The sequence below is a fragment of the Streptomyces sp. UW30 genome, assembly GCF_008042075.1.
Taxonomy (GTDB): Bacteria; Actinomycetota; Actinomycetes; order Streptomycetales; family Streptomycetaceae; genus Streptomyces.
The window spans coordinates 1,658,231-1,670,417 of sequence record NZ_RDBN01000037.1; the positions used below are offsets into that span (position 1 = coordinate 1,658,231).

Consider the following 12,187-nt stretch of genomic DNA (forward strand, 5'->3'; position numbering starts at 1 on the left):
GGAAGCACGCCCCCGAACCACTTCCGAGCGAGGAGGCCATGCGCACACCCCGTAGGACCACCGCATCCGGCGCCGAGGCGCCGTCCCCGCCACCGGTGCGCGGCCGCCGCGCCCATGCCGGACCACCGGCCTATGAAGGGCCTGAGCAGCCGCCGGACGGGCCACCGGACGACCCGTCCACGCCGGCCACGCGCGCGCAGCACTGGCACATACGGCCGCGCACAGTCCGCGCTAAGATCATCTGCCTGCTGATGGTGCCCGTCGTCTCGTTGCTCGCCCTGTGGGCCTACGCCACCGTCACCACAGCCCAGGACGTCGCCGGGCTGCGCCAGCTGCAGCTCGTCGACTCCGAGATCAGGGAACCCGTCGCCGTCGCCGTGGCCGCCCTCCAGGCCGAACGGGCGGCCGCCGTGCGGTACGCCACCGACCCGTCGGACGGGCGGCGCGACGATTTGAGGGAGCGGGCTCAGGACACGGACAGGGCGGTCGCGCGGCTGAGGCTCGGGGACCGCGACACGGTTGCCGACAGCGGGGAGTTCCCCTCCGGGGTGGCCGGCCGACTTGAGGCCTTCGTAGGCGGCGCGGAGCAGCTGAGCACCGTCCGTAGTGCCGCGCTCGAACGCCGATCGGGCTGGAACGAGGTCTACGGCCGGTACACCGCGACCATTGCGACCGCGTTCCAGGTCGACGGCGCGCTCACCGGCATCCAGGACGCCGAACTCGGCTCCGACGCGCGCGTACTGCTCGAATTCGCCCGCGCGGGTGAGGCGTTGGCCCGCGAAGACGTTGTGTTGGACAGTGCACGCCTCGCCGGACGCCTCGACGGAGAGCGGCTGCGGCTGTTCACGGGCGCCGTCGACACCCGCCGTACGCTCACCGAGTCCGCCGTCGCCGACCTGCGCGGCCCGGAACGCGCGGCCTGGCAGAGCCTCGCCGCCGGCGGCGACTACGCGACCGTGGCGGCCGTCGAGGACAGGGTCCTCGCCGCGTCGCCCGGCGCGGGCGCCATCGACACGGCGCCGGATGCCGCCTGGAACACGGCACACGCACGCGTACAGGGCGCAATGCGGGCCATCGAGCAGGACGCAGGGCGCGATGTCGCGGAGCGCGCCGACCCCTTCGCCCGCGGCCTGCTCACCCCGGCCGGTGCCGCGGTCCTCCTCGGCCTGGTCGCCGTCGCCGCCTCGCTCGTGATCTCCGTACGCATCGGCCGCGGCCTCGTCGTCGAGCTGGTGAGCCTGCGCAACAGCGCCCTGGAGATCGCCCGGCGCAAACTCCCCGAAGCCATGCGGAAGCTGCGCGCCGGTGAGGAGATCGACATCCGCGCAGAGGCTCCGCCCGGACCACCCGCCGAGGACGAGGCCGGTCAGGTCGGCGAGGCTCTCGGCACCGTCCACCGGGCCGCCCTCAGGGCCGCCGTGGAGCGCGCCGAGCTCGCCAGCGGCATCTCCGGGGTCTTCGTCAACCTCGCGCGCCGCAGCCAGGTGCTCGTGCACCGCCAACTCAGCCTGCTGGACAGCATGGAACGGCGCTCCGACGACCCGAACGAACTGAGCGACCTGTTCCGGCTCGACCACCTCACCACCCGCATGCGACGGCACGCGGAGAGCCTGATCATCCTCTCCGGGGCGGCGCCCGGACGGGCCTGGCGGATGCCGGTCTCCCTGACCGACGTGGTGCGCGCGGCCGTCTCCGAAGTCGAGGACTACGCGCGCGTGGAGGTACGTCAGCTCCCCGAGGCGTCCGTCATCGGCGCGGCCGTCGCCGACCTCACCCACCTGCTGGCCGAACTCGTCGAGAACGCCGCCCAGTTCTCGCCTCCCCACACGCGCGTGCGCATCACCGGCGAGCCCGTCGGCAACGGATACGCCGTCGAGGTCGAGGACCGTGGGTTGGGGATGGGCAAGGAGACCCTGGCGGAGGCCAACCGGCGCATCGAACAGTCCGAGGCACTCGACCTGTTCGACAGCGACCGACTCGGCCTATTCGTGGTCAGCAGGCTCGCGGCCCGGCACGGCATCAAGGTGCACCTGCGCACCTCGCCCTACGGCGGCACGACCGCGGTCGTCCTGCTGCCCACCGTCCTGCTGCACAGCGCTTCGGCGGAACGTTCCCCCGCCGCGACGGCGGACGCCCAGCGGCCGACGGAGCACGAGTACGCGCGCGTGCCCGCACCCGACCGGCATCAGGAGCCCGTCCAGGCGGCCGCCGACCGGCCGGCGCTGGTTGCTCCCGCGACGGTCGCGACGGCCGCCGCGGAGACCAGGAACCACACCGCACCCCCCGGAGTCACCACCTTGAGACTGCACCGTCCACCACACGACTCCGAAGCCTCCGACGACCTCCCGCGCCGCGTACGCCAGGCGAGCCTCGCGCCCCAACTGCGGGAGGGACGCCCCGAGGAACACGCGGGGCCGACCGCGACGCACGAAGACGACCGGCGCACCCCCGAAGTCGTCAGGGACCGCATGACGGCCTACCGCGACGGCTGGGCGCGCGGCGGTGGCAGGCGGCCCGGTCGCGGCGGCGACCCCGAATCCGCACCGCACGGCGACAGCACCGAAGGAGACCCCGCATGATCCAGGATCCGAGCATGAGAGCCGCCCAGCACTCCGGCGAACTCGACTGGCTACTGGACGACTTGGTGGTGCGCGTGAGCGAGGTGCGGCACGCCGTCGTGCTGTCCAACGACGGACTCGCCGTCGGCGCGTCCTCCGATCTGCGCCGCGAGGACGCCGAACATCTCGCCGCGGTCGCCTCCGGCTTCCACAGCCTGGCCAAGGGCACGGGCCGGCACTTCGGCGCCGGCGGGGTCCGCCAGACCATGGTGGAAATGGACGACGCCTTCCTGTTCGTCGCGGCCGCGGGCGACGGCTCCTGCATCGCCGTGCTCAGCGCCGTGACCGCCGACATCGGACTCGTGGCGTACGAGATGGCGCGGCTGGTCAAGCGGGTCGGTGAGCATCTCTGCACGCCGACGCGGGCCGCCGCGCGACCGCCCGCCGCGCGATGAGCCGGAAGGGCGGTCCGCGCACATGACCGACGACACGAGGGACGCCCCGCATGAGCAGGGCAGCCAGTGGTACGACGGCGAGGCCGGGCCCCTGGTCCGCCCGTACGCCGTTACGGGCGGACGTACCAAGTCGGGCCCCTCCGGGGTGCGTTTCGACCTGATCGCCCTCGTCACGCTGGCCGGCACCGCACGGGGCACCGACGACGACACCGCCCTCGGGCCGGAGCATCGGGCCCTCATCGAGCTGTGCCGGCCCGAGACGCAGTCGGTCGCGGAACTCGCCGCGGGCGCAGATCTCCCCGTGGGCGTAGTCAGGGTGCTCCTCGGCGACCTCCTGGAGCGGGGCCATGTCACCGTCAGCCGTCCGATACCGCCCGCGCAGCTGCCCGACGAACGGATTCTGCGCGAGGTGATCGAAGGACTGCGAGCGCTGTAGATGCGGTCAAAAAGCGATCCAACCCAACGAAGGGCAGCCCCAGTTGCCATGATGCTGACTTCGCACGGCGACATGCCGACTGCGCACAGCGACGTCCATCGATGCCAGTACACCCGAGAGAAGTGATCCATGGTCTCCGAGCACTCCGACGCCTCCGACGGCGACACGTCGGCCCTGGCGCTCAAGATACTTGTCGCCGGCGGGTTCGGCGTGGGCAAGACCACCCTGGTGGGCGCGGTCAGCGAGATCAGACCGCTGCGCACCGAGGAAATGCTCAGCGAGGCCGGACAACTGGTGGACGACACCGGCGGTGTGGACCAGAAGGTCACCACGACCGTCGCCATGGACTTCGGACGCATCACCATCCGGTCAGGCCTGTCGCTGTACCTGTTCGGCACCCCGGGGCAGGACCGCTTCTGGTTCCTGTGGGACGAGCTGTCGCAGGGAGCCCTGGGCGCGGTGGTCCTCGCGGACACCCGGCGCCTGGAGGACTGCTTCCCCGCCGTGGACTACTTCGAGCACCGGCACATCCCGTTCGTCGTGGCCGTCAACTGCTTCACGGGTGCCCGGACGTACGGAGCCGGCGACGTCTCACGCGCCCTCGACCTCGACGGCGGAACACCGGTCGTGCTCTGCGACGCCCGGGATCGTGACTCGGGGAAGGAGGTGCTGATCCGACTCGTGGAGTACGCCGGGCGGATGCACACCGCCCGGCTGCTCAACTCCGTCGGCTGACCGGATTCGACCGTGCCCGCGTCGGGGGTCGACCGGCCGTCGGACCGCTGCTAGTCGGCGACGTCCTGCTCGGCGAGCACCTTGTCGATCGTGACGCGGATGAGGAGTTCACCGGGGACGCCGTTGCGGGCGCCGAACTCCTCCGCGCGCTCCTCACCCATGTAACGCGCGCCGATCCGACCGGCCCAGTGCCTCAGCTCCTCAAGATCCTCCGAGACCCGGGCACGGCCCTGGATCACCACGAAGGAGTACGGCGGCCGGTCGTCGTCCACACACAGCGCCACCCGGCCGTCCCGCACCAGATTGCGACCCTTCACGCTCGAACTGGCGGTGTTGAACACCAACTCGTCCCCGTCGAGCACGAACCAGATCGGTGTCACATGCGGACTCCCGTCGGCCCGCACGGTCGACAGCTTTCCCGTGCGCGTGCCGTGCGAGACGAACGCCCGCCATTCCTCATCGGTCATCTTCTTCGCCATGCCCCCATCCTCCTTGCCCGAGGGCCGGATCGTCGGGAAGGGTGGCGAAGAGATCCTCCGGTGCAGGGGGGAGACATCTACACGGGGAGACCGGATCATGGCTCAGAACCAGGGGCTCGACTGGCTGCTGGACGATCTGACAAAACGCGTCGACCACGTACGACACGCGCTGGTGCTGTCGAATGACGGTCTGGTGACCGGTGCGAGCACGGGCCTGCGGCGTGAGGACGCCGAGCACCTCGCCGCCGTCTCGTCAGGGCTGCACAGCCTCGCCAAGGGGTCGGGACGGCACTTCGGCGCGGGCAGAGTGCGTCAGACGATGGTGGAGTTCGACGACGCCGTGCTGTTCGTCACCGCGGCGGGCACCGGCAGCTGTCTGTGCGTGCTCAGCGCCGCGGAGGCCGACATCGGCCAGATCGCCTACGAGATGACCCTGCTCGTCAACCGGGTCGGCGAGCACCTCGACGTGGACGCCCGACAGCCCGAACGGGCACCACTCACAGACCTCTGACCTGCCGTTTCGCCTTCCCCCGCGAAGTTATCCACAGGCTCGCCACGAGAATCGGCGGACCGGCTACGGTTTTGTCACGGCGAGCGCACGGAGCGTGAGCCACTGACTTCACGGGGGAGATCGACCATGTCGGGCGACACCATCACGAACACGCACCGCTCCGCCTGCACGCCGAGTCACGCGGCCCGGGAACTGGGCCTGAAGCGAGGGGAGTTGGAGCTCGCCGTCCATCTCGGGCTCATCCGGACGGTGCCGGACGAGGGAGGCGGGGGCCGACGCGTCCCACGGTCCGAGATCGACCGGGTGGGTTCGGGGGACGGCTTCCCCGACTCCCTGCTGGACCGTGTCCACGTCGTCGGCACGACAGAGGGCGCGGACGTCATGGACGTGCCCGTCGGCAGGTTCACGCGTCTCGCCCGCCTGGGCCTGGTGGTGCCGGTGAAGTGGTATCTGAACCGCTATCGGGCCGTGGTCTGGCTGTATCTGGCCGAGGAGTTGAAGCGGTTCGCCGCCGACGAGAACCACGCCTCGCTGCTGAACGACCGCCGTATGCCCGAAGGACTGCGCGCCATGCTGGACTCGGGGGTGGACCTGCGCCCGCGCAACTGGCGCGGGCGTCACCGTGGATTCCTGCTGCGCCAGGCGGAGGACCCGTGGGAGAGCGCAGGCGCGCTGGCCGCCTTCCTCGATCCCGTCCAGATCGCGGAGATCGTCCCGGACCCCTATGAACGCTCCCACCTGAACCGCTTCCGGCCGGGGCCACCCGCATCCGGCGCCCCGGGTTCGCCCTCCTCCCTCATCGCCGAGAGGATCATGACGGCGGACGACCCGGACGAGATCAGCCTGCTACGGGCCGACCTGACGGCGGTCCTGGCGGAAGCTCGGGAAACGCGGCCCGCGCCCCGTCCAACGGCCGAGCGGGCCCCCGCGCCGGCACACCCCCGGCACATCGGGCCGCCCCGCCCGCAGGAGCCGGAGCCGCCACGTGGCCTGCTGAGCCGGCTCCGGCGCAGAACTCCTCGGACTACAGCGCCCTGAACAGTCCCTCCTGGACGACGGACACGAGCAGGCGTCCCTCCAGGTCGTAGATCCGCCCACGGGCGAGGCCCCGTCCACCGGTCGCGATCGGCGACTCCTGGTCGTACAGGAACCACTCGTCCGCGCGGAACGGCCGGTGGAACCACATGGCGTGGTCCAGCGACGCGATGTCGAAACTCCGCGGGCCCCACAGGGGTTCGACGGGGATACGGACGGCGTCCAGGAGGGTCATGTCGCTGGCGTAGGTCAGCGCGCAGGTGTGCACGACCGGGTCGTCGCCCAGCGGCCCGACCGCGCGCATCCACACCGCACTGCGCGGCTCGGCGTCCTTGACCTCAGCTTCGGTCCAGCGCAGCCGGTCGACATAGCGGATGTCGAAGGGCTGACGCCGGGCCATCCGCTCCAACTGCTCCGGCAGCGTGCCCAGATGCTCCCGGATCTCGTCGGTGACCGTCGGCAGCGACTCCGGGTCCGGGACCTTCCGCGCCGGCGGCAGCTGGTGGTCGAAGCTCCCCTGCTCAGGCTTGTGAAAGGAGGCGGTGAGATTGAAGATCGTGCGGCCCTGCTGCACGGCGGTGACCCGGCGGGTCGTGAACGACCTGCCGTCCCGCACCCGTTCGACCTGGTACACGATCGGCACACCCGGCCGTCCCGGCCGCAGGAAGTACGCGTGCAGCGAGTGCACGGGACGATCGCCTTCCGTGGTGCGCGCGGCGGCGACCAGCGCCTGGCCGGCCACCTGGCCGCCGAAGACCCGCTGCAGGGACTCGTGCGGGCTGCGGCCCCGGAAGATGTTGACCTCGATCTGCTCCAGGTCGAGCAGGTCGACGAGCCTCTCGGCCGGGTTGGTCGTCATGGGTGGGATTCTCCTGTGCTCACAGCTGGCCTACGTCGGTGACCTGAACCACGGCGCGGCCCTCCGTGTCGGAGGCGGCGAGGTCGATCTCCGCGCTGATGCCCCAGTCATGGTCGTCGTTCGGGTCGTCGAAGATCTGCCGGACCCGCCACAGACGGTTCGCCGGCTCCTCCTCGATGACCAGGAGCTTCGGGCCGCGGGCGTCGGGTCCGGTGCCGAGATCGTCGTACTCGTCCCAGTACTTGTCCATCGCCTCGCCCCACGCGTCCGCGTCCCAGCCGGCGTCGGCGTCCATCTCGCCCAGCTCCTCCACCTGGTCGAGGGCGGCGAGCTCGACACGGCGGAACATGGCGTTGCGGACGAGGACGCGGAAGGCGCGGGCGTTGTTGGTGACCGGCTTGACCTCGTCGGCCTTCTCCTGGGCCTCCTCGGCGGTCATCTCCTCCGGGTTGGCGAGCTGCTCCCACTCGTCGAGCAGGCTGGAGTCGACCTGGCGGACCATCTCGCCGAGCCACTCGATCAGGTCCTGGAGGTCCTCGGACTTGAGGTCGTCGGGGATGTTGTGGTCGAGGGTCTTGTAGGCGCCGGCGAGGTAGCGCAGCACGATGCCCTCGGTGCGGGCCAGCTCGTAGAAGGACACCAACTCGGTGAAGGACATCGCCCGTTCGTACATGTCCCGGATCACGGACTTCGGCGACAGCGGGTGGTCACCGACCCACGGGTGGCTCTTGCGGTACGTGTCGTACGCGTGGAAGAGCAGCTCCTCCAGGGGCTTGGGGTAGGTGATGTCCTGGAGGCGCTCCATGCGCTCCTCGTACTCGACGCCGTCCGCCTTCATCGCGGCGACGGCCTCGCCCTTCGCCTTGTTCAGCTGCGCGACGAGGATCTGCCGCGGATCGTCCAGCGTGGACTCGACGACGGACACCATGTCGAGGGCATACGACGGCGACTCCGGGTCCAGCAGTTCGAACGCGGCCAGCGCGAAGGTGGACAGCGGCTGGTTGAGCGCGAAGTCCTGCTGAAGGTCGACGGTGAGGCGGGCGATGCGGCCCGTGGCGTCCGGCTCGTCCAGCTTCTCGACGATGCCGCCGTCCAGCAGCGAGCGGTAGATCGCGATCGCGCGCCGGATGTGCCGCAGCTGCTGCTTGCGCGGCTCGTGGTTGTCCTCCAGCAGATGCCGCATCGCCTCGAAGGCGTTGCCGGGCCGGGCGATCACCGACAGCAGCATGGTGTGCGTGACGCGGAAACGGGACGTCAGCGGCTCCGGTTCGGAGGCGATGAGCTTCTCGAAGGTGTTCTCCGTCCACCCTACGAAGCCCTCGGGCGCCTTCTTGCGGACCACCTTGCGGCGCTTCTTGGGGTCGTCGCCGGCCTTGGCGAGCGCCTTCTCGTTCTCGATGACGTGCTCGGGAGCCTGCGCCACCACGAAACCCGCCGTGTCGAAGCCCGCCCGCCCGGCGCGGCCGGCGATCTGGTGGAACTCACGGGCGCGCAGCGTGCGGACGCGGCTGCCGTCGTACTTGGTCAGGGCCGTGAACAGCACCGTACGGATGGGCACGTTGACGCCGACGCCGAGCGTGTCGGTGCCGCAGATGACCTTCAGCAGACCGGCCTGCGCGAGCTTCTCCACGAGGCGCCGGTACTTCGGCAGCATGCCGGCGTGATGGACACCGATGCCATGCCGGACGTAACGGGAGAGGTTGCGGCCGAACTTGGTGGTGAAGCGGAAGTTGCCGATCAGCTCGGCGATCTGGTCCTTCTCCTCGCGCGAGCACATGTTGATGCTCATCAGCGCCTGCGCGCGCTCCACGGCCTGCGCCTGCGTGAAGTGCACGATGTAGACCGGCGCCTGCCTGGTGTCCAGCAGCTCCGTCAGAGTCTCGGTGAGCGGGGTGAGCTTGTACTCGTAGGACAGCGGCACGGGCCGGGTCGCCGAGCGAACCACCGACGTCGGGCGACCGGTGCGCCGCGTGAGGTCCTCCTCGAACATCGAGACGTCGCCGAGCGTGGCCGACATGAGGATGAACTGCGCCTGCGGGAGCTCCAGGATCGGGATCTGCCAGGCCCAGCCGCGGTCGCCCTCGGCGTAGAAGTGGAACTCGTCCATGACGACCTGGCCGACATCAGCGCCCTTGCCGTCGCGCAGCGCGATCGACGCGAGCACCTCGGCGGTGCAGCAGATGACGGGCGCGTCGGCGTTGACGGACGCGTCGCCGGTGAGCATGCCGACGTTCTCGGTGCCGAAGATCTTGCACAGCTCGAAGAACTTCTCCGACACGAGCGCCTTGATCGGAGCGGTGTAGAAGGTGACCTCGTCCCGGGCCAGCGCCGCGAAGTGGGCGCCCGCCGCGATCATGCTCTTGCCGGAGCCGGTGGGCGTCGACACGATCACGTTCGCACCGGAGACCACCTCGATCAGCGCCTCCTCCTGGTGGGGATAGAGGGTGAGGCCGCGCTCCTGGGCCCACGACTCGAAGGCTTCGTACAGGGCGTCGGGGTCGGCAGTCGGCGGCAGCTGATCGATGAGGGTCACCCACCCATCTTGCCTGCCCTCCTCCCTCATCGGGGAATCGGCTGCGAGGCCGAAGATCGCGAACGCTACGCTGTGTCGCCGACGACACGTCAGCGCACCCGGTCAACTGGACAGCGGCACACGAGGAATGGGGCGGGAAACGGCCATGATGGGACCAGCACACTCACTGTCGGGCGCCGCAGCCTGGCTCGGGGTCGGAGCGGCCGCCGCGGCGGCCGGGCACGGAATGCCCTGGCCCGTGCTGCTCGCCGGCGCGCTGATCTGCGCCGGAGCCGCACTCGCCCCGGACCTCGATCACAAGGCGGCCACGATCTCGCGGGCCTTCGGTCCGCTGTCGCGCTGGCTGTGCGAGATCGTCGACAAGCTGTCGTACGCCGTCTACAAGGCGACGAAGAAGCAGGGCGATCCGCGTCGCTCCGGTGGTCATCGCACACTCACGCACACCTGGCTGTGGGCGGTCCTGATCGGAGCGGGTGCCTCCGCCCTGGCGATCACCGGCGGCCGCTGGGCGGTGCTGGCGATCCTCTTCGCGCACATGGTGCTGGCCATCGAAGGCCTGCTGTGGCGGGCGACCCGGGGCTCCAGCGCCGATGTCCTGGTCTGGCTGCTGGCGGCGACCAGCGCGTGGATCCTCGCAGGCGTGCTGGACAAGCCGGGCAACGGTTCGGACTGGCTGTTCACGGCGCCCGGCCAGGAGTACCTGTGGCTGGGGCTGCCCATCGTGCTGGGCGCGCTGGTGCACGACATCGGGGACGCGCTGACGGTGTCCGGCTGCCCGATCCTGTGGCCGATCCCGGTGGGCCGCAAGCGCTGGTACCCGCTCGGGCCGCCCAAGGCCATGCGGTTCCGGGCCGGCAGCTGGGTCGAGCTCAAGGTGCTGATGCCGGTGTTCATGGTGCTCGGCGGCGTGGGCTGTGCGGCTGCGCTCAACGTGATCTGAGCGGGCGGCGGCCGGCCCGGCACCGCTCCGGTGCACCGCCTGCGGGACCGGGTGGCCGCACACCATCGATCCACGGTGTGCTCACCCGTGCAACACCATCGACCCACGTTGTGCGCACCCGTGTCCCGGCCGGATCACCCGCCTTCTCCCGTTCCACCGCCGTAGCGCCGCTCGAAGGCGGCGACCCGGCCCTCGGAGTCCACCGTTCGGGCCTTGCCGGTGTAGAAGGGATGGCTCTCCGAGGAGATCTCCACGTCCACGACCGGGTAGGTCTCGCCGTCGTCCCACTCGATGGTCTGCTCGCTGGTCGCGGTGGACCGGGTCAGGAAGGCGTAGCCTGCGGCGCGGTCGCGGAAGACGACCGGGTGGTAGTCGGGCTGCTTGTCCTGCTGCATGCGAACTCCTCTGGTAGCGGCATCGGCGTGGCCGACGGTGCGGGGGCCGCGGATGAGGCCGTTGGCGTGGCGACTGCGGTTGCGGGGACTGCCGGACGGAGCGTGCGGGCGTCAGTCGCACGGGGGCCTTGGGCGTCAGGCCTACAGGGAGTCCTCGTCGACGATGTGCATGGCGGCCTCCTCGGCCGACGCCGCCGCGCCGTCGATGCCCACGTCCGTCGCGACGAGCGCGCTCTCCTCGTCCTCGTGGGCGCCTTCGTCCGGTGCCACGAGGCGGCCCGAGCGCAGGGAGCCGACCTCGTTGTCGAGGAGTTCCCCATCGGTGCCCTCGGCGTCGCCCATGCCGTCGCCGTCCGGCGTGGCAAGGTCCGGCAGCTCCTCGGCGAGCCGTTGGTCCAGGGTCTCGCCCTGTCGGCGCTCGGCGGCCGTGACACCGTCGTGCTCCACCGCCCACGGTCGGTCCGGAGGGGACCAGCCCCGGTCCAGGGGATCGTCGACGCCGTCGTTCTCCAGGGTGTCCTCCGCGTCCAGCAGCCCCGTGTCCTCACGCTGATCGGAAGCGTCGGGCTGGTAGACGTCGTCACCCCATCCCTCGGCGCTGTTCACGGGTACCTCCAGGTGATGCGGACGGGCCCGAACCCACCGCGGCAGGCGACGGGCCGTCGTGGCGCGGAGCACAGGCCGCACCCGGCGCGAACCACGAGGTTCCCGGGTGCTCCCCGAACCGGTGCCTCTATCCAGCCTTCCACCCCTTTTCGCCCCGGCGCAACGGCACGGGCAGGGGCGAGCACTCCGGATGCATCGAGGCCGGTTCCGTGCCGTCGCGCGGGGCAGAGGCGGCGGGGCCCGACTCGGCATGCCGACCATGGACGTCCCGTCCCGGCCGCGGTCGGTCCTGCCCCCGCTCACGCCGACTGGCGCAGCCGGTCACAACGAACGGCGGACCCGGTCACGGCGGTGGCGGGCTCGGTCACGACGGTGGCGGGCTCGGTCACCTCACAGCCGCCGGAGATGGAGGGCTCGGTCACGATGGCGTACTCCCCACACTTCGGCCTACGCGCTGCCAGGTTTCCCTTCCTCGGCCGACGGGCCTCCCGCATGGTGAGCCAAGGCAACCGTCACGGCCGGCCAAGGCAGCCGTCCTGGACGGAGGGCCTGCTCCCTCCCACCCCCGGGCTCCGTCCGCTCGGCGGCGCCCCACGCCCGCGCCCGATCGCACACACAGGTCAGGAAACCTGGCCGACCCTGGAA

General features: G+C 70.8%; 13 protein-coding genes. 7 read left to right on the forward strand and 6 right to left on the reverse strand.

The window, feature by feature from the left end; all coding sequences use genetic code 11:
- Positions 1-38: 38 nt before the first annotated feature.
- The 4 genes from EAO75_RS26310 to EAO75_RS26325 all read left to right on the forward strand — a co-directional run bounded on the left by EAO75_RS26310 (position 39) and on the right by EAO75_RS26325 (position 4,184).
- On the forward strand, positions 39-2,579 hold the full coding sequence (locus EAO75_RS26310) for a nitrate- and nitrite sensing domain-containing protein (RefSeq protein ID WP_147997487.1): 2,541 nt from the start codon (positions 39-41) through the stop codon (positions 2,577-2,579).
- Entirely contained in the window at positions 2,576-3,013 is a 438-nt protein-coding gene (locus EAO75_RS26315) for a roadblock/LC7 domain-containing protein (RefSeq protein WP_147997488.1), read from the forward strand. The genes EAO75_RS26310 and EAO75_RS26315 overlap by 4 nt, the downstream gene beginning before the upstream one ends.
- 22 nt (positions 3,014-3,035) lie before the next feature.
- Entirely contained in the window at positions 3,036-3,449 is a 414-nt protein-coding gene (locus tag EAO75_RS26320; protein ID WP_147997489.1) for a DUF742 domain-containing protein, read from the forward strand.
- A gap of 129 nt (positions 3,450-3,578) precedes the next feature.
- Positions 3,579-4,184 (forward strand): GTP-binding protein, encoded by a 606-nt coding sequence (locus tag EAO75_RS26325; protein WP_147997490.1) that lies wholly within the window; start codon positions 3,579-3,581, stop codon positions 4,182-4,184.
- Positions 4,185-4,234: 50 nt separating this feature from the next.
- Here EAO75_RS26325 and EAO75_RS26330 read toward each other — a convergent pair whose 3' ends face one another.
- Positions 4,235-4,663 (reverse strand): PPOX class F420-dependent oxidoreductase, encoded by a 429-nt coding sequence (locus EAO75_RS26330; RefSeq protein WP_147997491.1) that lies wholly within the window; start codon positions 4,661-4,663, stop codon positions 4,235-4,237.
- A 97-nt stretch (positions 4,664-4,760) separates the two neighbouring features.
- Here EAO75_RS26330 and EAO75_RS26335 point away from each other — a divergent pair, with 97 nt between their 5' ends.
- Together EAO75_RS26335 and EAO75_RS26340 are read left to right on the forward strand one after the other, a co-directional pair.
- Positions 4,761-5,174 carry a roadblock/LC7 domain-containing protein gene (locus EAO75_RS26335; protein WP_147997492.1) on the forward strand — a complete coding sequence of 138 codons (414 nt, stop codon included), beginning with the start codon at positions 4,761-4,763 and terminating at the stop codon, positions 5,172-5,174.
- A 126-nt stretch (positions 5,175-5,300) separates the two neighbouring features.
- Positions 5,301-6,212, forward strand: coding sequence for a DUF6397 family protein (locus EAO75_RS26340; protein WP_147997493.1), 912 nt, complete (start codon positions 5,301-5,303; stop codon positions 6,210-6,212).
- Here the strand turns inward: EAO75_RS26340 and EAO75_RS26345 are convergent.
- Together EAO75_RS26345 and EAO75_RS26350 are read right to left on the reverse strand one after the other, a co-directional pair.
- On the reverse strand, positions 6,199-7,068 hold the full coding sequence (locus EAO75_RS26345) for an acyl-CoA thioesterase (RefSeq protein WP_147997494.1): 870 nt from the start codon (positions 7,066-7,068) through the stop codon (positions 6,199-6,201). The genes EAO75_RS26340 and EAO75_RS26345 overlap by 14 nt on opposite strands.
- A 19-nt stretch (positions 7,069-7,087) precedes the next feature.
- Positions 7,088-9,601: a DEAD/DEAH box helicase gene (locus tag EAO75_RS26350; protein ID WP_147997495.1), complete on the reverse strand. Its 2,514-nt coding sequence runs from the start codon at positions 9,599-9,601 to the stop codon at positions 7,088-7,090.
- A gap of 145 nt (positions 9,602-9,746) precedes the next feature.
- Between EAO75_RS26350 and EAO75_RS26355 the strand changes: the two genes are divergently transcribed.
- Positions 9,747-10,541: a metal-dependent hydrolase gene (locus EAO75_RS26355; protein WP_147997496.1), complete on the forward strand. Its 795-nt coding sequence runs from the start codon at positions 9,747-9,749 to the stop codon at positions 10,539-10,541.
- A 134-nt stretch (positions 10,542-10,675) separates the two neighbouring features.
- On the opposite strand, the gene EAO75_RS26360 is transcribed toward EAO75_RS26355, so the two are convergent.
- From EAO75_RS26360 to EAO75_RS47615, 3 genes are all read right to left on the reverse strand, one after another.
- Positions 10,676-10,936 (reverse strand): type B 50S ribosomal protein L31, encoded by a 261-nt coding sequence (locus tag EAO75_RS26360; RefSeq protein ID WP_147997497.1) that lies wholly within the window; start codon positions 10,934-10,936, stop codon positions 10,676-10,678.
- A gap of 141 nt (positions 10,937-11,077) precedes the next feature.
- Entirely contained in the window at positions 11,078-11,542 is a 465-nt protein-coding gene (locus EAO75_RS26365; RefSeq protein WP_147997498.1) for a DUF5709 domain-containing protein, read from the reverse strand.
- A 299-nt stretch (positions 11,543-11,841) separates the two neighbouring features.
- The gene (locus tag EAO75_RS47615; protein ID WP_261989408.1) at positions 11,842-11,964 is read right to left on the reverse strand and encodes a hypothetical protein; all 123 of its coding nucleotides are present in this window, start codon (positions 11,962-11,964) and stop codon (positions 11,842-11,844) included.
- Between the last annotated feature and the right edge of the window lie 223 nt (positions 11,965-12,187).